Annotated in this window: 18 protein-coding genes; all 18 read left to right on the top strand. The window is 46.7% G+C overall.

The genetic code is table 11. The annotated features are described in order from the left end of the window. Positions 1–19: 19 nt before the first annotated feature. The 18 genes from hemG to tsaB all read left to right on the top strand — a co-directional run bounded on the left by hemG (position 20) and on the right by tsaB (position 19,422). Positions 20–1,504 carry a protoporphyrinogen oxidase gene (gene hemG, locus ABXT59_RS12090; RefSeq protein ID WP_443636368.1) on the top strand — a complete coding sequence of 495 codons (1,485 nt, stop codon included), beginning with the start codon at positions 20–22 and terminating at the stop codon, positions 1,502–1,504. Between the two features lie 14 nt (positions 1,505–1,518). Further along, entirely contained in the window at positions 1,519–2,142 is a 624-nt protein-coding gene (locus tag ABXT59_RS12085) for an NUDIX domain-containing protein (RefSeq protein WP_443636366.1), read from the top strand. Continuing rightward, entirely contained in the window at positions 2,142–2,900 is a 759-nt protein-coding gene (locus tag ABXT59_RS12080) for a metallophosphoesterase (protein WP_443636364.1), read from the top strand. The genes ABXT59_RS12085 and ABXT59_RS12080 overlap by 1 nt, the downstream gene beginning before the upstream one ends. A 127-nt stretch (positions 2,901–3,027) precedes the next feature. Continuing rightward, entirely contained in the window at positions 3,028–4,926 is a 1,899-nt protein-coding gene (gene parE / locus ABXT59_RS12075) for a DNA topoisomerase IV subunit B (protein ID WP_443636362.1), read from the top strand. A 361-nt stretch (positions 4,927–5,287) separates the two neighbouring features. Beyond that, the gene (locus tag ABXT59_RS12070; RefSeq protein WP_443638620.1) at positions 5,288–5,761 is read left to right on the top strand and encodes a Spy/CpxP family protein refolding chaperone; all 474 of its coding nucleotides are present in this window, start codon (positions 5,288–5,290) and stop codon (positions 5,759–5,761) included. 192 nt (positions 5,762–5,953) lie between these two features. Next, the gene (gene lepA, locus ABXT59_RS12065; RefSeq protein ID WP_443636360.1) at positions 5,954–7,753 is read left to right on the top strand and encodes a translation elongation factor 4; all 1,800 of its coding nucleotides are present in this window, start codon (positions 5,954–5,956) and stop codon (positions 7,751–7,753) included. A gap of 96 nt (positions 7,754–7,849) precedes the next feature. Continuing rightward, positions 7,850–8,653 (top strand): signal peptidase I, encoded by an 804-nt coding sequence (lepB, locus tag ABXT59_RS12060; RefSeq protein WP_443636359.1) that lies wholly within the window; start codon positions 7,850–7,852, stop codon positions 8,651–8,653. A 1-nt stretch (position 8,654) separates the two neighbouring features. Continuing rightward, positions 8,655–9,362, top strand: a complete 708-nt coding sequence (gene rnc, locus ABXT59_RS12055) for a ribonuclease III (RefSeq protein WP_443636357.1) — start codon at positions 8,655–8,657, stop codon at positions 9,360–9,362. 13 nt (positions 9,363–9,375) lie between these two features. Beyond that, a complete protein-coding gene (era, locus tag ABXT59_RS12050) occupies positions 9,376–10,311 on the top strand; it encodes a GTPase Era (RefSeq protein WP_443636355.1) in 936 nt (311 codons plus the stop codon). 16 nt (positions 10,312–10,327) lie between these two features. Beyond that, on the top strand, positions 10,328–11,053 hold the full coding sequence (recO, locus tag ABXT59_RS12045) for a DNA repair protein RecO (protein ID WP_443636354.1): 726 nt from the start codon (positions 10,328–10,330) through the stop codon (positions 11,051–11,053). A 53-nt stretch (positions 11,054–11,106) separates the two neighbouring features. Further along, positions 11,107–11,868, top strand: coding sequence for a pyridoxine 5'-phosphate synthase (pdxJ, locus tag ABXT59_RS12040; protein ID WP_443636353.1), 762 nt, complete (start codon positions 11,107–11,109; stop codon positions 11,866–11,868). A 21-nt stretch (positions 11,869–11,889) separates the two neighbouring features. After that, a complete protein-coding gene (acpS, locus tag ABXT59_RS12035; protein ID WP_443636352.1) occupies positions 11,890–12,264 on the top strand; it encodes a holo-ACP synthase in 375 nt (124 codons plus the stop codon). A 21-nt stretch (positions 12,265–12,285) separates the two neighbouring features. Continuing rightward, complete coding sequence (gene cysM, locus ABXT59_RS12030; RefSeq protein WP_443636350.1) at positions 12,286–13,176, top strand: cysteine synthase CysM; 891 nt, start codon at positions 12,286–12,288, stop codon at positions 13,174–13,176. 2 nt (positions 13,177–13,178) lie between these two features. Then, positions 13,179–14,606, top strand: coding sequence for a 23S rRNA (uracil(1939)-C(5))-methyltransferase RlmD (gene rlmD, locus ABXT59_RS12025; protein WP_443636349.1), 1,428 nt, complete (start codon positions 13,179–13,181; stop codon positions 14,604–14,606). Between the two features lie 119 nt (positions 14,607–14,725). Then, positions 14,726–16,981, top strand: coding sequence for a GTP diphosphokinase (relA, locus tag ABXT59_RS12020; RefSeq protein ID WP_443636348.1), 2,256 nt, complete (start codon positions 14,726–14,728; stop codon positions 16,979–16,981). Continuing rightward, positions 16,974–17,801 (top strand): nucleoside triphosphate pyrophosphohydrolase, encoded by an 828-nt coding sequence (gene mazG, locus ABXT59_RS12015; RefSeq protein WP_443636346.1) that lies wholly within the window; start codon positions 16,974–16,976, stop codon positions 17,799–17,801. The genes relA and mazG overlap by 8 nt, the downstream gene beginning before the upstream one ends. A 256-nt stretch (positions 17,802–18,057) precedes the next feature. Continuing rightward, positions 18,058–18,714, top strand: coding sequence for an adenylate kinase (gene adk / locus ABXT59_RS12010; protein ID WP_443636345.1), 657 nt, complete (start codon positions 18,058–18,060; stop codon positions 18,712–18,714). A 6-nt stretch (positions 18,715–18,720) separates the two neighbouring features. Next, positions 18,721–19,422 (top strand): tRNA (adenosine(37)-N6)-threonylcarbamoyltransferase complex dimerization subunit type 1 TsaB, encoded by a 702-nt coding sequence (tsaB, locus tag ABXT59_RS12005; protein WP_443636344.1) that lies wholly within the window; start codon positions 18,721–18,723, stop codon positions 19,420–19,422. Positions 19,423–19,431 lie beyond the last annotated feature (9 nt).

Here is a 19,431-nt window from a genome sequence, read left to right as displayed (position 1 = left end):
TTACAAGATGATTTAAATTATGCCAACGACTAACACTGCATTCTCACCTAACCATAGGGTTGGGCCACTTCCAAAACCTCCACAGCAAGAGGCACAAGACTCTCATGTACTCATTATTGGTGCTGGTATTTCGGGTCTAGCAAGTGCTTGGTTTTTGCAGCAACAAGGTTTTTCTGTGACGGTATTGGAAGCAGCAAACCAGGTAGGTGGTAACCTACAAACAGTAAAGAAATATGGCTGTCAGTGGGAGCGTGGCCCCAATTCTTTTATCAATAATCGTCTGGCTATGGCTCAGTTAATCGAGCAGGCTGGGCTAAAACCCCACCTTGTGTTAGCCAATCAAGCAGCTCATAAACGCTTTATTGGTAAAAAAGGCCGAGTGTTAGCCCTGCCTACGGGCATTATTGACGCTTTAACCAGTCGGGTGCTGAGTATTACTGGAAAATTGAGACTGTTGATTGAGCCGTTTATTGGCAAAGCCACGCAAGAAGAGAGCATTGCCGAACACGTTAGACGTCGGTTAGGCCATGAAATGCTCGATTGGCTCATAGATCCGTTTATCTCTGGCGTATTTGCCGGCAATCCAGATAGGCTCTCTGTGCGCGCTGCAGTGCCAAAGATTTATGCCCTAGAGGTGGAGTATGGTTCTATGATAATCGGTGGTGTGGCAAAAATGAAAGCCAAGTCACGCCATAAAAAGCTGCAACAACAACAAGGCATTGAGCCCTTAGATGCAGCTATGATGAGTTTTTCTGGGGGCCTACACCAGCTTCCAGAGGTATTAGCTCAGCAACTTGGACCTGCGGTCGAGCTTAATGCCCAAGTGGATAGTTTGACCTATAGCTCCGAGTTTGGATATCAAGCCAGGTCAGGCGATCAAATTTGGCAAGCTTCACAGGTCGTTTTAGCTGTTCCAGCGCCTCAGGTGGCTCGTTTAATAGATGATTTAGCAACCACAGATGAACCCTTGCTTGCTCGAGCAAAAGAATTTTTACAGGATATTAACTATCCTGCTGTAGCCAGCATTACTATGGCCTTTGAAAAGCATCAAATTAAACATGCCCTTGATGGTTTTGGCTGTTTGTTGCCCACTAAAGAGAATAAGCAGACCTTAGGTGTCCTATTTCCCTCGAGTATTTTTTCTGAGCGTTGCCCAGCAGACCAGCATCTGCTCACCATTTTTATTGGGGGTGGCCGGGGACAACAGGCCATGACTTTAACGCCGCAACAAAGGGCAGAATTGGTAGTGAGTGAGTTATCTCCATACCTTGGCATCGAGGGACAACCCCTATGGCACGAGGAAAGCTTATGGCCCAAAGCTATTCCACAATATGACTTGGGCCATTTGCATAAGGTGGCGCTTGTCGATGAGGTGCTTAGTCAGTTCCCCGGTTTGCATATGCGCAGTAATTGGCGTGACGGAGTGGCTTTAGGTGATTGCGTCGAAAATGCCTTAGTGTTGGCCCAAACCATGAGCCAAGAGATGGTTTGGGATAAAACATAGGACTGATATAAGCTATGTATAAACCTACATTCAAACGTCCAGACGTGCGTATTGCTCATCAAGAAACTGTGTACCATGGTTTTTATCAAGTACTTAAGCTCAAACTGCAGCATCGTTTATTCAAGGGTGGCTGGAGCAAAGAGCTGCAACGCGAGTTAGTGGTGCGTTTACCAGCAGTCGCTGTGCTGATGTACGACGCCAAAACAGATCAGGTGGTTTTAATTGAACAGTTTCGGGTGGGGGGTATGGCCCATGAGAATGGGCCTTGGCAGCTGGAAATGGTGGCAGGCATGATTGATACCCAAGAAACTTCTGAACAAGTGGCGGTTAGGGAATGTAAGGAAGAGTCGGGCGCTGTTATTGCTCAAAGGGACCTCGAGCTTGTGTGTAAATACCTAGTCACACCAGGCGGTAGTAACGAGAGTTTAGCTATTTATTGTGCTCCAGTGGATGCCAGTCAGATCGCTGGCATACATGGGCTACCCACTGAAGGTGAAGACATTAAAGTACAGGTCATCAATCGGCCAGATCTATGGCACATGTTAGAGCAAGGGAAGTTGACCAACTCGGCCACTATCATCGCCACTCAGTGGTTGCAGATACATTACCCCCGACTTCAAGGTCAGTGGGGCAGTTAATGAGTTTGCACATCGCACAAATCACTGATTGCCATCTTCAAGCCCATGCGTCGACCCATTACAAAGGTGTTGATGCAGATGCTCATTTAGATCAGTGTCTGACTTGGTTGCAGCAAAATGTGCAAGTGGATCTACTCATGCTGACGGGAGATTTGAGCCATTTTGGCAGTGCAATGTCCTATCAGCGATTGCAGCAAAAGCTCAGTGGTTTGGCATATCCATGCATTTGGTTGGCAGGTAACCATGACCACTGTGAAACCATGCAACAGATTTCGGGCCAGCCAGTGGAAGAATTGAGGGTGTTAGATTATGACCACTGGAGGTTGCTTATACTCAATACGACAGATGCGCCTGATGGTCATGGGGGTGGCAGCATTGCTCGCCATCAGATGGCACAAATGAAGCCCTTGCTAGAAGTGGATGCTGGGCGATCTGTGTGTGTATTTATGCACCATAATGCAGTACCTGTTCATTCTTTATGGCAAGACGATATCATGCTGGGTAACGCTCAAGAGTTTACTCGTTTGACTGCATCTAACCCGCAAGTGAAGGCCGTTATATGTGGTCATGTGCATCAGCAACTTGACCGTTTTGTGGGTGCTACGCGATTTCTTGCCACCCCTTCAAGTGCCGTACAGTTTGCCTGCCAACAACAAAAATTTAAGGTGCAAGAGGAATTAGGCCCGGGTCTTCGGTTGCTTAACCTTCTAGAAGATGGCCAAGTCAATACTAAAATACAACGCCTACCCAAGCTCTAAAACAGCAAAATTTGCATCTAAGAGCAAAACGTCTGGGCAGTGAAGCATTTTCTGCTATTATTGCTCATTGGCGATCAAATGCGATTTATTGCTAACTCTAAAACCACACTATCGGTAACGTAACTCCATGGCACAAGATAACTACACAGCGGATTCCATAGAAGTATTAAGTGGTTTGGATCCTGTCAAAAAGCGCCCAGGTATGTACACGGACACCAGTCGTCCCAATCACTTAGCCCAAGAAGTCATCGACAATTCAGTTGATGAGGCGCTCGCTGGGCATGCAGATCAAATTGATGTGATCCTTCATAGTGATCAATCACTTACCGTGATCGATAATGGCCGTGGTATGCCCGTAGATGTGCATGCCGAAGAGGGTGTCAGTGGCGTCGAGCTTATCCTCACTCGTCTGCACGCAGGGGGCAAGTTTTCCAACAAAAACTACCAGTTTTCTGGAGGACTCCATGGGGTGGGCATTTCTGTTGTCAACGCTTTGACCTCGGCCCTTGAGGTCAAAATTAGGCGTAATGGCGAAGTGCATCGGATTGCTTTTGCTGATGGCCATAAAGTTAGCGAGTTAGAAGTGGTAGATACCGTAGGCCAACGCAACACGGGTACCAGTGTCACCTTTACTCCTGATCCTCAGTATTTTGATTCTGCTAAGTTTTCTGTGGTACGGCTTAAACATGTGTTGCGGGCCAAGGCAGTCCTTTGTAGTGGTTTGAAAGTGACCTTTTTAGACTTAACGACAACCGCCAAAGAAAAACATGAATGGTTTTACCAAGAAGGTCTAGAAGACTACCTTCACATGGCCAATGAGGGCTATAAATGCCTGCCCGAAACGCCTTTTGTGGGCAGTCGAAAAAGTGAAATTGAAGGCGTAGATTGGGCAGTGCAATGGCTACCTGAAGGTGGAGAACTAACCCAAGAGGGTTATGTCAACTTGATACCCACGTCACAGGGTGGTACTCATGTGAATGGTTTGCGCAGTGGATTATTGGATGCCCTAAGGGAATTTTGTGAAATTCGAGCCTTGTTGCCACGAGGGGTAAAGCTTGGTCCAGAGGACATATGGGACCGTTGCTGTTTTGTCTTGTCGGTAAAAATGCAGGACCCTCAGTTTTCTGGGCAAACCAAAGAGCGGTTATCGTCGCGCCAAATTGTGGCTTATGTGTCTGGTGAAGTGAAAGATGCGTTTAGTTTATGGCTCAATAAACATACGGACGAAGGAGAATTACTGGCTGAATTAGTCATTAATCACGCTCAAAAGCGTTTGCGTGCCGGTAAAAAAGTGATCCGTAAGAAAATCACACAGGGTCCCGCTTTGCCCGGTAAGTTGGCTGACTGCAGCGGCACTGATGTAAGCCGAGGTGAGCTATTTTTGGTAGAGGGAGACTCGGCTGGAGGTTCTGCTAAACAGGCGCGGGAGCGGGAATTTCAAGCCATCTTGCCGTTGCGGGGCAAAATACTCAATACTTGGGAAGTGGACTCAGGCCAAATATTAGCTTCTCAAGAGGTTCATCACATTGCTGTAGCCATCGGGGTAGACCCAGGGGCAGATAATTTAGAAGGCTTGAGGTATGGCAAGATTTGTATTTTGGCTGATGCTGATTCAGATGGTTTACACATAGCAACACTTTTGTGTGCCTTGTTTGTGCGCCACTTTAAGCCCCTCGTTGCTGCGGGTCATGTTTATGTGGCTATGCCTCCCTTATACCGAATTGATGTGGGCAAGGACGTATTTTATGCCCTTGACGAGAGTGAAAAACAAAGTGTGTTAGACCATATTACGGCTGAGAAAAAGCGTGGCAAAGTTAATGTTCAGAGGTTTAAAGGTCTGGGCGAAATGAACCCTTCACAGCTCAGAGAAACCACCATGAAGCCTGACAGCCGAAGGCTGGTCCAACTAAGTTTAGAGGCTGGTGACGGCACTATGGAAGTGATGGATATGCTGTTGGCTAAAAAACGTGCAGGTGATCGTAAGTCTTGGTTGCAAGAAAAGGGCAACTTGGCTCAAGTAGACTAAGGGCTATAATAATCATGGTCTTGGTGTCACATTGGGTGGGATTTAACTTTTCACATGGTCTAAATGATGCTGCTATTATTCTCTTGAGCCACTTAACATAATGCTCACCTAAGAGGCTCTATATTGGTAGTGATTTGGTGCCTGTGTGCCTGAGTGCCCGAGTGCCTGCGACTGGGCATTTTTATCATTGAGCGCCCATTATTTTGTGTCCTAAATCGCACTACCTTTGCACTCCTTTGCATTGCCTACACCCATTCTTGCATTTGAATACCTATAATAGTATAGCCAAAAAGAGGGTCGATTATTTAGGAGCAAAAGCATTAATATATCTTGTAAGCACCAGCTAATTTACTTGCCTGCGGTGATTCTAGGCCTGCTTATTTTGTTAGTCTCTGGATTAACACAAGCAGATAACAAAAACGATTGTAGGGCTGCTGCAGTGATAGGCTCCTATGGTTGCCAGCATGCAGATGAGCTCATAGCCTACGATCATGGAGCTGGCCAAAAAAGGGGCATGAGGCTAAGTCGTTTAGCTAAGGTGCTCGATTTGACAGAAGCACAAGAGAACGCTTTTAAGGGCTTTATGCGCACTCAGCACCAAAACACATCATCTCGTCAACAGGCCATCAAAGCCAGGCTGCTAGAGTTAGAGCAGTTAGAACTGGGTGGTAGTGCGTATATTGCCAAAGCCCAAGTCATTGGTGATTTGCATGGCAAAGCCATGGCCCAAGCTTTAATTGAAAGAGCCCAAGTGGAAGGTCAGATCGTAGATTTATTAACGCCGGAACAGTTGCAGCAATATCAACAACTGCGCGATGAGATGGCGCATAAGTGATTGCAATAGATGCAAAACCAGGTTGAAAAAGTCAATCACCCAACTTAGCTCGTAAAATTAGACGCAAATGGCCTTAACAAAACGGCAGGAGGCAGTCTTGCTGAGGTTTTTTAGCTTCAACTAGGATATAATTTCGCTCTTTTATACTCCTGACTTTTGCTTTTTTAGTCGGGGTAACTCGGAACCCATCGCATGTCCATAAATTCCCTGATCCGCAACTTTTCCATTATCGCTCATATCGATCATGGTAAATCGACGATTGCAGATCGTTTTATCCAAATGTGTGGTGGTTTGTCAGATCGCGAAATGGAGCAACAAGTGTTGGACTCCATGGACATTGAACGCGAACGTGGCATCACTATTAAAGCCCAGAGTGTCACTTTAGACTTTCACAGTAAAGACGGTAAAACCTACCAGCTGAACTTTATCGATACGCCTGGGCATGTGGATTTTTCCTATGAAGTTTCCCGTTCTTTAGAGGCTTGCGAAGGCGCTTTATTGGTTGTAGATGCTGCCCAAGGCGTGGAGGCTCAGTCTGTAGCTAACTGCTACACCGCCTTAGAGCTAGGTCTAGAAGTTGTTCCTGTTTTGAATAAAATGGACTTGCCCCAAGCTGATCCAGACAAAGTGAAACAAGAAATTGAAGAAGTGATTGGCATTGATGCCTCAGATGCTGTTGCAGCCTCAGCCAAAAGTGGCTTGGGAATGGAAGCTGTATTAGAGCAGTTGATTGAATTAATCCCACCTCCAACTGGTGATGAAGATAAGCCTTTGCAGGCCTTAATTATTGATTCTTGGTTTGATAACTATCTAGGCATTGTGTCTTTAGTGCGCATTAAAAATGGCGTACTGCGCAAGAAAGATAAGATTGTGGTGAAGTCCACTGGCATACAATATGGTGTAGACGACATTGGTATATTTACGCCTAAGCGACTTCAAACAGATGTCTTAAGAGCTGGTGAAGTGGGTTATGTAGTGGCTGGAATTAAAGATATTCATGGTGCACCTGTAGGCGACACCCTAACTCATCTTAAAACTGCTGACGTTGAAAGTCTGCCGGGATTCAAAAAGGTTCAGCCTCAAGTTTATGCAGGTTTATTTCCCACTAGTTCCGATGACTATGAAGACTTTCGTGAAGCACTATCCAAGTTAAGCTTAAATGACGCGTCCCTGTTTTATGAGCCAGAAAGTTCTGATGCCCTCGGCTTTGGGTTTCGGTGTGGCTTTTTGGGCATGTTGCACATGGAAATTATTCAAGAGCGTTTAGAGCGCGAATATAACCTTGATCTGTTAACGACCGCGCCTACAGTAATATACGAACTAGAACTTAATAACGGTAAAGTGATTTACGTCGATAATCCATCAAAGTTGCCAGATATGGGTGGCGTTGCCGAGATGCGTGAGCCTATTGTGGAGGCTAATATTTTGGTGCCTCAGGAACACTTGGGTAACGTGATTACTTTGTGTGTGTTAAAACGCGGTGTGCAAAAAAATATGCAGTTTACTGCGACTCAGGTTGCCCTGACGTATGACATGCCCATGAGCGAAGTCGTGCTAGATTTCTTTGACAGGCTTAAATCTGTGAGTCGAGGTTATGCCTCCTTAGAGTACAACTTTGTGCGCTTTGAAGAAGCTAAACTGGTGCGCTTGGATATTCTCATTAACAGTGAGCGAGTGGATGCTTTAGCGGTGATTATGCATCGGGATAACGCCCAAAGCCGGGGCCGAGCATTATGCGAAAAAATGAAGGAGTTAATTCCTCGGCAAATGTTTGACGTGGCTATTCAAGCCGCCATTGGTGGCAATATTGTGTCTCGTACCACGGTTAAAGCTCTGCGTAAAAATGTCACAGCTAAATGTTATGGTGGAGATATTAGCCGCAAGAAGAAACTGCTATCAAAACAAAAAGAGGGTAAAAAGCGCATGAAGCAAGTGGGAAGTGTAGAAATCCCACAGGACGCCTTTTTAGCAGTACTTAAGTTAGATAGTTAGGTTAGATAGTTAAGTTAGATAGTTAGGTTAGATAGTTAGGTTAGATAGTTAGGTTAGTTAAGTGGCTGGCTAACAGAGATAGAGGATAAATAAACCATGATGGACCTTGATTTTGAATTGCTGCTGACTGTGCTTGTGGGTGTGTTTGGTGTGGGCTATGCCTTGGACGTGTGGTTATGGAAACCAGCCCGCATTAAAGTCTTAGAACTGGCGATAACTCGCGCTGGTGGAGAACTCCCTGAAGCGCAGCAAGTTGACCTCATGCGCGAACCCATGTTTGCCGAATACAGTCGTTCATTCTTTCCTGTGTTGGCCTTTGTGCTCGTGCTACGTTCTTTTTTTATGGAACCTTATCAAATTCCTTCGGGCTCCATGCTACCCACTCTGACCGTAGGCGATTTTATTGTGGTTAATAAGTTTGAATATGGTGTGCGGTTGCCAGTACTAGGCACTAAGGTGTTGGACTACAATGACCCAAAAGCGGGAGATGTGATGGTCTTCAAGTACCCCAAAAATCCAGCGATCAAATATATTAAGCGGGTAGTAGCAGTTCCAGGGGATACCTTAGAGTTACGTGATAAGGTCATTTATATCAATGGCCAACAAATGGCTCAAACCTATGTGGCTGATGCATCGCCCACCACAGAAATTTACTTAGAGCAGTTGGGTGATGTGGAACACCTGATTTGGCGTAACAAAAATCCTGGTAAAAATGGCAGTATTACAATTCCGTCAGGCCAGTATTTCACTATGGGTGACAACAGAGATGGCAGCAATGACAGTCGCTATTGGGGCTTTGTGCCAGAAGCCAATATTACGGGTAAAGCGGTCGCAGTGTGGTTGCATTGGGACAGTTTCTTTAGCTTGCCCAATTTTAGTACTGCGGGCAGCATAGATTAAGATGAAAGCGCCAGCGGCCACCGCCTACCAGCAAAAAATGGATGCCTTGTGTGTGGCTATGGGGTATTCTTTTGCCGATCATAAGTTATTAGAGTTAGCGCTTACTCACCGCTCATGTGGCCACTACAATAACGAGCGCTTAGAATTTTTAGGTGATTCCATCGTTAATTTTGTTATTGCCAACGCGCTGTTTGAGAAGTTTCCTAAGGCGCGAGAAGGTCAATTAAGTCGCTTGCGTGCAGGTTTAGTCAAAGGTGTGACACTGGCTCAAGTGGCACAAGAAATGCACATCGGCCCTTGTTTGAAACTAGGTGTAGGCGAGCTAAAAAGTGGTGGTCAAAGACGTGAGTCGATTCTTGCAGACGCTACGGAAGCCTTAATAGGCGCGATTTATAAAGATGCGGGTATGGCAGTTTGTCAAGCGCGTATTCTAGCTTGGTTTACCTCTCGGCTTGAAAATTTAAGCCTGTCTGACACCCAAAAAGATCCTAAAACACGCTTGCAAGAATACTTACAGTCAAAGAAATTAGACCTGCCGGAATACACCTTAATTGATGTTAAGGGGCAAGATCACGAGCAAATGTTCGTTATAGAGTGCCACAGCAGTTTATTGGATAAACCCACGAAAGCGGAGGCGTCAAGCCGCCGTATCGCCGAACAAAAATCAGCCACCCTTGCACTTCAGCAGCTTGGTCAAGAATCGTTATAGCAGAAAATATACCATGACAGATCTAGATACTTGGCTAGCAGCCCAGAATGAAAGCAAGACAAAGTGCGGTTATGTGGCTATCGTGGGCCGGCCCAATGTGGGTAAGTCCACTTTACTAAACCGTATCTTGGGTCAAAAAATTAGTATTACATCGCGCAAACCTCAAACCACACGGCATCAAATCCTAGGCATTAAAACCGAAGGTGAGGTTCAGGTTGTCTATGTGGATACACCGGGATTACATATCGATCAAGCCGACAAGGCAATCAACCGATATATGAATAAAGCCGCATCTAGTGCATTAAAGCACGTAGATTTAGTTATTTTTATGGTGGATCGTACACGTTGGAATGATGCCGATGAACATGTGTGTGAAAAAGTTAAAGCGGCCAATTGTCCTGTTATTTTAGCCATCAACAAAATTGACATACTTGATGATAAACAATCCTTACTGCCCTATTTACAGGAAGTGCAACTGCGTCTGCCTAATGCTGTTTTAGTCCCTATTGCAGCTCACACGGGGGCATCAGTTGACCAGTTAGAACAGTGCGTATTGGAACAGCTTCCCAACGGCCGCCACTTTTTTCCAGAGGACCAAGTGACTGACCGCAGTGCGCGGTTTATTACGGCAGAATTGATTCGCGAAAAAATCATGCGCCAACTTGGTGATGAGTTACCTTACCAAATGACCGTAGAAATAGAAGAATTTGCCCAAGATGGACCTATACTGCACATAGGTGCGTTAATTCTAGTCGAGCGTAAAGGTCAAAAGCGTATCCTTATCGGTGATAAAGGTGATCGTATTAAACAGATTGGGCGGGATGCACGGGTCGACATGGAGCGCATGTTTGAGTGTAAGGTCATGCTTAAACTTTGGGTCAAGGTGAAAAGTGGTTGGTCTGATGATGAGCGAGCATTGCAGAGCTTAGGCTATGACGGTCTCGATTAATTAGAGGTGAACTTGGGTGACTGAACAACAGCCGGCCTACGTACTGCACAGTCGCCCATGGCGAGAATCGAGTGTTATTGCTGATTTATTTACCCTCAATCAAGGCCGGGTGTCAGTGATGGTTAAGGGCGCACAAAAAAATCAGGGCAAACAGCCTGCTAAGCGAGCCTTAGTGCAACCCTTTACCCCTTTGATGGTGAGTTTTACTGGGCGTGGCGAACTGCGCACCAGTGTGCAGTTAGAGGGTGCTGGAGCGCCGTTAAGCATTTTAGGTAATGGTCTTTATAGTGGTCTTTATGTGAATGAACTCTTGCTTAAGTTACTTGCTCTTGATGATCCCTACCCCAATTTATTTGCCTACTACCAATCACTGCTTAATCAGTTGGCCAATAATGAAGGCATAGAAGCGTGTTTGCGTCCGTTTGAGGTCCACCTCATGGACGAACTGGGGTATCATATGGTGCTAGATAAAGACTATATAACAGCCCAACCTGTGGTGGCCGAGCGCCATTACCAGCTGCACCCATTGCAAGGCATTTGTTTGCATCAAATTCCGTCCGATGGTTTAGGTGATCCTGTTTCCATGAGTGGAGAAGTGCTGCTAAAAATAGCGGCTGGTAATTATGTTGATAAAGACTGTCTAAAAGTGGCTAAGTATATGGCGCGGGCTAACTTAGACCAGTTATTGGGCGGTAAACCACTGCAAAGCCGTAATTTATTCCAGCCCATAGTGAACAAATAGTTGAGCATAGTGTGCCTATATAAAGCTTTGGCACCATGAGGAGAACACAAAAGATGGTTGATCCAAATCGAATTCTATTGGGTGTAAACGTAGATCATGTGGCAACATTGCGTCAAGCGAGGGGCACGCGCTATCCTGATCCAGTCAAAGCCGCTTTAGACGCAGAACAGGCGGGTGCCGATGGCATTACGGTGCATTTGCGGGAGGACGCGCGTCATATTCAAGAGCGTGATGTGCGGGTCATGGCTCAGGTGCTGCAGACGCGGATGAATTTTGAGATGGCTGTCACCGATGCTATGGTGGATTTAGCGGTGGAAATTGTGCCCGTGTATGTCTGTCTAGTGCCTGAAAAGCGGCAAGAGTTGACGACAGAAGGTGGCTTGGATGTCATCTCTCAAGAAGCCAAAATTAAGTCTGCATGCCAGCGCATGCAAGCTGTCGGTATCCAAGTGTCTTTGTTTATCGATGCTGATGAGCAACAAATAGACGCCGCTAAGCGCACGGGTGCAGAACTGATAGAGTTGCATACGGGGGCTTATGCTGACGCCACTAGTGAAGCTCAGCAGTATGCTGAACTAGCCCGCATCGCAGAAGCTGCAACCTATGCGGGCGGTCTTGGCCTTATTGTGAATGGTGGCCATGGGCTAAACTTGCAAAATGTTGAAGCCATTGCTGCTATTCCTGAATTCAATGAACTCAACATTGGCCACTCCTTGATCGCTGATGCATTGTTCGTTGGTTTACCCCAAGCGGTAAAAAATATGAAAGCTGTAATGTTGGCTGCCCGTGAAGTTCACCGGCCGAGCCGCGTTTAATCAGCCCTAAGGCAATTAATCATGGTTAAGGCAATTGGCACAGATATCGTATCAACTGCGCGCATTGAAGCAGCGCTAGAGCGCTCTGGCCGCAAGTTTGCGGAGCGCATTCTTGCGCCTTTAGAGATGATTCAGTTTGATGCAGCTCCTAGCCCCGCAGCGTTTTTGGCGAAACGTTTTGCTGCCAAAGAGGCAGCAGCTAAAGCTTTGGGCACAGGCATTGGCCGTGGTATTTCATGGCATCACATGCACATAGAACATGACGAAATGGGCGCGCCTTTGCTTATCCTTAGCGGTGCAGCTGCGCAGCGGCAAGCTACTTTGGGCAGTCAAAAAGCTCACATAAGTATTGCCGACGAATTAGATCAAGCTTTAGCTTTTGTTGTATTAAGCTAAGACTTTTAAGTAGAGGTTAGTATGCACATGTTCCCTACCATCGAAGATTATGTAGGCAATACCCCCTTAGTCCGTCTGCAACGCCTACCGGGTGATACCAGCAATATCATTTTAGCCAAGTTAGAGGGTAATAATCCTGCAGGTTCAGTGAAAGATCGCCCGGCAAAGAGCATGATCAACGAAGCTGAAAAAAGAGGGGAGATCCAACCAGGTGATGTGCTTATAGAAGCCACGAGTGGCAACACGGGTATCGCCTTAGCCATGGTGGCAGCCATCAAAGGTTATCGGCTTAAGCTGATTATGCCCTCGCACATGAGCTCAGAACGCAAGGCGTCCATGTCGGCTTATGGTGCTGAATTAATTGAAGTCAGTTCTGAGCAAGGCATGGAAGGTGCAAGAGACTTAGCCATAGCCATGCAAGAGCGAGGCGAAGGTAAGGTGCTAAACCAGTTTGCTAATAGTGATAACCCCTTGGCTCATTATCGTACTACAGGGCCAGAAATTTGGCAGCAAACCCAAGGTAAAATTACACATATGGTGACTACTATGGGCACCACAGGCACGATTATGGGGTTGTCTGCTTACTTCAAAGAGCAAAACCCAGAGGTGCAGATTTATGGTTTACAGCCTAAGCCGGATGCCTTTATCCCAGGCATTCGTCGCTGGCCCAAAGCTTACCTGCCTAGTATTTTTGACGCAGCAAAGGTAGACGCTATTATTGACATCGGTCAGGACGAAGCAGAAACCACTATGCGTGCTCTAGCCAAACAGGAAGGCATCTTTGCTGGTGTGTCCTCAGGAGGCTCCGTAGCAGGCGCCTTGCAGTTGTCTAAGCAAGTTGAAAATGCGGTCATCGTGTGCATCATTTGTGACCGTGGTGACCGCTATTTATCCACTGGAGTATTTGTTTAATCATGGCCCGTTTATCGCCTTTGCAGCGCAAACTCAAACTTAAAAACCCTTTGGCCTCGGCGAAACAAAAGCGAGCTCACGCTCAAGAAGACGTGGAAGTGGTTACTTTACCTGTGGGCAAGCACCTTCACATTGAACTTGACAACCTAAGCCACGATGGCCGTGGTGTTGGACGTTGGCAAGGAAAAACTATTTTTGTTGCAGGTGGGTTAAAGGGAGAGTTGGTAAAAGCTGAAGTGCTCAGTGATCGTAAAACTCACACAGAAGCGCGTTTGTTAGAGGTGAAGCAAGGCAGTGATCAAAGAGTTGAGCCGTTTTGTCCAGTCTATGATACCTGCGGTGGTTGTCAGTTGCAGCATCTTGAATCAGCGGCTCAAATTACCTTTAAACAGGCCGCTATTGCCGAACAATTGCGTCGTTTGGCAGGCATTGAGCCTGACCAATGGGAGCAGCCCATTATTGGGGACAGCCTAGGCTATAGACGCCGTGCTCAGTTGGCCACACGCTATTTTGCTGATAGCAAAACCCTATTAATGGGCTTTCGTCAAAGTGGCCATAAGCACATTGTGCCTATTAGTGCCTGCCCGGTCCTAGAGCCCGCTTTGTCTGATTTATTGGAGCCCTTGCATGGCATATTAGTCGCTATGGAGTTCACACAATGGGTCACCCACGTGGAGTTATTGCAAGCCGACACAGGCGCCTTTGTTTGTTTGAAAATATCGACCACGTTGAGCCCTGAAGACCAAAGGCTACTAACCGCCTTTGGTAGGCAACATGCAATTAGCATGGTGTGCCAGCAAACGGATCATAATGACCTATGGTTATGCGGTAGTGCAGAAAATTTAAGCTACAGTTTGCAGGTGGCAAGCATGGATCAGCCACTCGAGTTGGGATTTGCTATGCAAGATTTTGTGCAGGTCAACACTAAGGTTAATCAGGGCATGGTTGAACAAGCGCTTAATTGGCTGGAACTTCAAGCTAAAGATCAGGTCTTAGATTTATTCAGTGGGGTCGGTAACTTTGCTCTGCCCATTGCAAGTATGGCGGACCAAGGCGTGGCAGTATTAGCCTTGGAGGGTGATTATGCCATGGTTAAAAAAGGCCGTCTCAATGCGCAGGCCAATGGTTTGTCTCAAGTTGATTTTGAACAAGCAGACTTATTTGATGCAGGTGCGCGTAAACTTTGGCAAAAAAAGGCCTTTAATAAAGCCTTATTAGATCCCCCTCGTGCAGGAGCTAAAGGCCTTGCTGGGTTGCTCAAAAATCAGCCCCTTGAAAGAGTGGTTTATGTGTCCTGCAACCCGGCATCTATGGCCAGAGATTTGAAAGAATTTCAAACTCTGGGGTTAAGAGTGGCTAAAGTGGGCTGCATAGACATGTTTCCCCACACCCCCCACTTAGAAGTGATGGCCTTGCTTGTGCGCGGTTAATACTTGCCCACTTACTTGAGCTACTTGAGCTACTTGAATTACTTAAGTGACTTGCACAGTTATAAGTAAAGCATAACAACGAGAGCGCTTAGCGCCCAAACTAAAGACGGAATGCAACCATGGTACAGGTACGTGCGCTTCACCCCACCCATGCGGATGGCAACATCGACATTCAAGCTTGGCTGGCAGGCTTACAAAATCAAGTGGCACTGGAGGACACCTCACGCTTGCAACAGGCCTGTGAGTTGGCCCAAGAAGCCCGTGATCATGCCAGTAAAAGTGAAGATGTGTGGGCCACAGAAGAAGTGGACTGTTTTCGGACTGGGCTTGAGATGGCTGAGATTTTGACGACCTTACAAGTGAACGAAGAAACCCTAGTGGCAGCTGTGCTTTACCGAGCAGTGCGAGAAAATAAATTAACCCTTAACCAGGTTAAAGAAAGCTTTGGGGCAGTTGTAGCTCAACTGATCGAAGGCGTTCTACAAATGGCTGCCATTAGTAACTTACAAAGTCCCACTCGAGACAGCATTTTAGGTCAATCAGACGGCCAACTGACTAATGTACGCAAAATGTTGGTCTCGCTAGTTGATGATGTGCGTGTTGCACTCATTAAACTTGCAGAGCGCACCTGTGCCATTCGAGCCGTGAAAAACGTGGATCGAAAAAAGCGCTATCTAGTGTCCAGAGAAGTCTTCGATGTGTATGCGCCTTTGGCCCATCGTCTGGGCATTGGTGCGGTTAAATGGGAACTTGAAGACTTATCCTTTCGTTACCTTCAGCCCAATGCCTATAAAGAAATTGCTTCCTTTTTAGATGAAAGACGCATGGATCGACAAGGCTACATTGAGCGGGTATTAGCTGATCTAACATCACAATTGATGGGCGCTGGAATTAAGCCTGATATTATGGGACGGGCCAAACACATTTATAGTATTTGGCGCAAAATGCAGCGAAAGAACATTGAGTTTTCTCAAGTTTATGATGTGCGTGCGGTCCGAATACTGGTGCCTGAGCTCACCGACTGTTATACCGCGTTGGGCATTGTGCATGGTTTGTGGCGTAATATACCGCAAGAATTTGATGACTATATCGCTACCCCTAAAGAAAACGGCTATCGTTCCTTGCATACTGCAGTCATCGGCCCTGAAGGTAAGGTGGTGGAAATTCAGATTCGTACCTTTGCAATGCACGACGAAGCCGAACTTGGGGTTTGTGCTCATTGGTTGTACAAAGGCACAGACGTTAATAATATTGGTAACTCATACGATGACAAATTAGCTTGGTTGCGTCAGGTATTAGAGTGGCATGACGAAGTCGGTGATGGCGCAGAATTTGTCAGCCAAGTTAAAAGTGATGTGGAGCAGGACCGTATTTACGTGTTTACTCCCGAAGGCCATGTGGTCGATTTGCCGAGTGGGGCTACGCCCATTGACTTTGCTTACCGAGTGCACACAGAAGTGGGTAATACGTGTCGTGGTGCAAAAATCCACGGCCGCATCGTGCCCCTGACCTACCGGCTACAAACGGGAGACCAAGTCTCTGTAATGACGTCAAAAGGTGGTGCCCCCAGTCGCGATTGGATGAACCCAAACCTAGGCTATGTGCATGCGGGTCGAACCCGAGCCAAAATTGGCCACTATTTTAAACAGCTGGATAAAGATAAAAATGCCACTGCAGGACGTCAATTAATAGAGCGTGAAATGCGTCGTATGGCTATTACTGGGGTCAATTATAATCAAATTGCTACCGCCATTAACTTTAAACACGTGGATGATATGTATGCGGCTTTAGGGGCAGGCGATGTGCGTTTAGCCCAAGTGATCAATGCGGCTCAGCAACAGGTAGAACCTAGCCTTAAGATTAAAAAGCAGCTAGACCTGAGTCTCTTAAATGGTAAAACTAAAACCACCTCACCGGTGGGTAATGATGTACAGATTGCGGGAGTCGGTAACCTACTTACGACCATTGCGAATTGCTGTAAGCCGGTGCCTGGAGACTCGATTACAGGTTTTATTACCCTCACTCGCGGAGTTTCAGTGCATCGTCAGGACTGTCTCAATATTATGAATATGGCTGAGCGAGACCTGCAACGCATTATTGAGGTCAACTGGTCTGGTAACAGTGAGCATACTTACCCAGTCGACATTGTGATTGAAGCAGTGGACCGGTCGGGTCTATTGAGCGAAGTGGTAATGGTGTTGGGCAATGAAAACGTCAACTTAGGCAATATCAGCACTGACATTGATAAAAAGAGTCATTCAGCCACCATTGCTATGACCATAGACATTCCACGGTTGGAACTTTTGGGTCGTATTTTAGATAAAATAAGTCAACTACCTAACGTATTGGATGTAAGGCGACAAAAAAATGGTTAAAGCGATCAGTAACACCGGTGACGCGATGCAGCAATTGTTAGATATTATGGCTCAATTACGCAATCCAGAGGGTGGCTGCCCATGGGATCTTAAACAAGATTTTCGCAGCATATTGCCTCATACCCTTGAAGAAGCTTATGAAGTTGCTGATGCCATAGAGTCAGATGACCGCATGCAGTTGCGGGATGAGTTAGGCGACCTGTTATTTCAGGTGGTGTTTTACTGCCAACTTGCCCGCGAAGAGGGCAGTTTTGAGTTTGCTGATGTGGCACAAACGATGTCAGATAAACTCATTCGCCGTCACCCCCATGTATTTTCCCCATCGGCTGATGAAGCCGAGTTAGGCACTTCAGCTTTGGATGCCGATCAAGTTTTGCAGAAGTGGGAAGCTATCAAACAGGCTGAACGTGATGCCAAACATCAGCACTCGGTGTTAGATGATGTGCCTAATGCCTTGCCAGCCATGCAGCGCAGTGCAAAGTTGCAAAAGCGCGCAGCCAATGTGGGCTTTGATTGGCCAGATGTAACTCCTGTATTGGCTAATATGGCAGAAGAATTAGAAGAAATAGAGCAAGCTTTTGCCAGTGGAGATAAAGATCACACCCTGGAAGAATTGGGTGATTTAATGTTTGCTTGTGTGAATATGGCGCGTCACTTAAAGCAAGACCCAGAGCAGGTGATGCGTGCCGCTAACGCTAAATTTGAACGCCGTTTTCGTTTCTTAGAAACGCAGTTAGTAGAGGCGGGTGAATCATTAGAAAGTGTGGATTTAGAGCGCATGGAAGCGGGCTGGAAGGCCGCTAAAGTCGCGGGCTTATAATCACTATAATTGAATTTAGTTAGACCGCCATGGCACTGAGGCAGAGTTTTAGTTAAACTACGCGGCCAAATTGGGGTTGGATTTCATCAGTGGGTTTCTTAGCAAGCGGATCATCATCACTAAACAGGGTTGCAGCGTGTTTTTTGGTGTTTTTGTTCCTCTTTGTCCCTTTGCTAAGGCGCCTTAATTAGATCGATGATACATCGATCAGGTTATTAAGTAGCAGCCACAGAATTTAAATTTTTGGAGTTAAGTCATGAAGCTAATCCTTTTGGGAGCGCCTGGCGCCGGCAAAGGCACGCAGGCACAATACCTTACTGAAAAGTACGGTATCCCACAAATATCCACTGGGGACATGCTTCGAGCAGCGATAAAAGCCGACACACAGTTAGGCCGAACAGCCAAAGCAGTGATGGATAAGGGCGAGTTAGTGTCGGATGAATTGATCATTAATTTAGTCAAGGACCGCCTCACTCATGACGATTGTAGTCGGGGTTTTTTGTTTGATGGCTTTCCTCGCACAATCCCCCAAGCTCAAGCCTTAATCGATGCTCATATTAATATTGATGCCGTGGTTGAAATAGATGTTGCCGATGCAGAAATTATTAAACGCATGAGCGGTCGCCGGGTGCACCCTGGTTCAGGTCGAACCTACCATTTAATGTTCAACGCCCCCAAACAAGCAGGCAAAGATGATGTCACTGGGGACGACTTGGTACAACGTGTTGATGATCAAGCAGACACGGTGCGCCAGCGCTTAAGCATATACCATAGGCAAACAGAGCCTTTAATCAATTTCTATAAAGGTCTGATCGCTGCTGCCCATCCAATAGCGCCGGCACACCACTATATCCCAGGAGTGGGCACTGTGAGTGATATTAAAGCAGCTGTTTTTGCAGCGCTAGATCAGTAAATAACCATGACTCACATATTGGCATTAGACACTTCTGGTAGTGCTTGCAGTGTGGCCCTATGGAGTGATGCAGGTCTATTAATCGGGCACGAAGAAACTGCGCAGCGCCAGCATACCCAGCGTTTGCTGCCTATGATTAAAAGCTTATTGCTAGAGGCCGACGTGAACATGTCTAGTCTCGATGCCATTGCCTATGGTCGTGGACCAGGCTCTTTTACGGGTATCCGCATTGCGGCTGGTGTAGCCCAAGGTTTAGCCTTTGGAATCGATTGCCCTGTCATTCCCGTATCGACCCTTGCAGCCCTCGCTTTGCGCATGTATCAGCCCAGTGAAACTGCACAACCTGCCTTCGCCTGCTGCTTAGATGCGCGTATGGGAGAGGTGTATTGGGGTGAATATATCATCGACGAAACCCATGCAGATTTGGCCCTGCCTCAAGGGCCAGAAAGAGTCTGTGCTCCTGACCAAGTGGCGGTGGTTAATGCCACCTTTGTCGCTGGTGGAAGTGGCATGCTGGTGGCTGATATGCCTGCAGCAATTATTGCGGCAGCTCAATCAGTGAAGCCCAATGTGCAGCCAAGAGCATTAGAAATGGCCCGTTTATCGGGGGCTAATTTTGCCCTAGGACGCCAGTGTGCACCCGAAGATGCGTTACCTGTATACTTGCGTGATGAAGTCACATGGCAGAAATTACCTCGCTATCAGTAGCCTGCCGCC

Origin of the sequence: Candidatus Njordibacter sp. Uisw_058, from assembly GCF_047730065.1 — a bacterium.
In the GTDB taxonomy this organism is placed as follows: Bacteria; Pseudomonadota; Gammaproteobacteria; order Pseudomonadales; family Balneatricaceae; genus Njordibacter.
This window is presented reverse-complemented; position numbering and strand designations above follow the sequence as displayed.

Coding starts and splice junctions, on each gene's coding strand:
- hemG (WP_443636368.1), top strand. CDS start 20: ATGCCAACGACTAACACTGCATTCTCACCTAACCATAGGGTTGGGCCA.
- ABXT59_RS12085 (WP_443636366.1), top strand. CDS start 1,519: ATGTATAAACCTACATTCAAACGTCCAGACGTGCGTATTGCTCATCAA.
- ABXT59_RS12080 (WP_443636364.1), top strand. CDS start 2,142: ATGAGTTTGCACATCGCACAAATCACTGATTGCCATCTTCAAGCCCAT.
- parE (WP_443636362.1), top strand. CDS start 3,028: ATGGCACAAGATAACTACACAGCGGATTCCATAGAAGTATTAAGTGGT.
- lepA (WP_443636360.1), top strand. CDS start 5,954: ATGTCCATAAATTCCCTGATCCGCAACTTTTCCATTATCGCTCATATC.
- lepB (WP_443636359.1), top strand. CDS start 7,850: ATGATGGACCTTGATTTTGAATTGCTGCTGACTGTGCTTGTGGGTGTG.
- rnc (WP_443636357.1), top strand. CDS start 8,655: ATGAAAGCGCCAGCGGCCACCGCCTACCAGCAAAAAATGGATGCCTTG.
- era (WP_443636355.1), top strand. CDS start 9,376: ATGACAGATCTAGATACTTGGCTAGCAGCCCAGAATGAAAGCAAGACA.
- pdxJ (WP_443636353.1), top strand. CDS start 11,107: ATGGTTGATCCAAATCGAATTCTATTGGGTGTAAACGTAGATCATGTG.
- acpS (WP_443636352.1), top strand. CDS start 11,890: ATGGTTAAGGCAATTGGCACAGATATCGTATCAACTGCGCGCATTGAA.
- cysM (WP_443636350.1), top strand. CDS start 12,286: ATGCACATGTTCCCTACCATCGAAGATTATGTAGGCAATACCCCCTTA.
- rlmD (WP_443636349.1), top strand. CDS start 13,179: ATGGCCCGTTTATCGCCTTTGCAGCGCAAACTCAAACTTAAAAACCCT.
- relA (WP_443636348.1), top strand. CDS start 14,726: ATGGTACAGGTACGTGCGCTTCACCCCACCCATGCGGATGGCAACATC.
- mazG (WP_443636346.1), top strand. CDS start 16,974: ATGGTTAAAGCGATCAGTAACACCGGTGACGCGATGCAGCAATTGTTA.
- adk (WP_443636345.1), top strand. CDS start 18,058: ATGAAGCTAATCCTTTTGGGAGCGCCTGGCGCCGGCAAAGGCACGCAG.
- tsaB (WP_443636344.1), top strand. CDS start 18,721: ATGACTCACATATTGGCATTAGACACTTCTGGTAGTGCTTGCAGTGTG.